Raw genomic sequence first — 212 nt, 5'->3', positions numbered from 1 at the left:
CAACAAAGAGCGCAACGCGATCAGCAAATGCAACAACGCAATGAGCAGATGCAACAGCAACGTTCTCAGCAGGCAGAGCAACAAAGGGCGCAACGTAATGAGCAAATGCAACAACAGCGTTCTCAGCAGGCAGAGCAACAAAGAGCGCAACGCGATCAGCAAATGCAACAACGCAATGAGCAGATGCAACAGCAACGTTCTCAGCAGGCAGA

Annotated in this window: 1 protein-coding gene; it reads left to right on the top strand. The window is 50.9% G+C overall.

Annotated elements, in window-relative coordinates; genetic code table 11:
* Window positions 1–212: hypothetical protein (locus tag AC0IWT_RS20060; protein WP_471798521.1), on the top strand; the 212-nt coding region annotated here is incomplete at both ends.

The organism is Pedobacter sp. AC464, from assembly GCF_979253075.1.
This window is presented reverse-complemented; position numbering and strand designations above follow the sequence as displayed.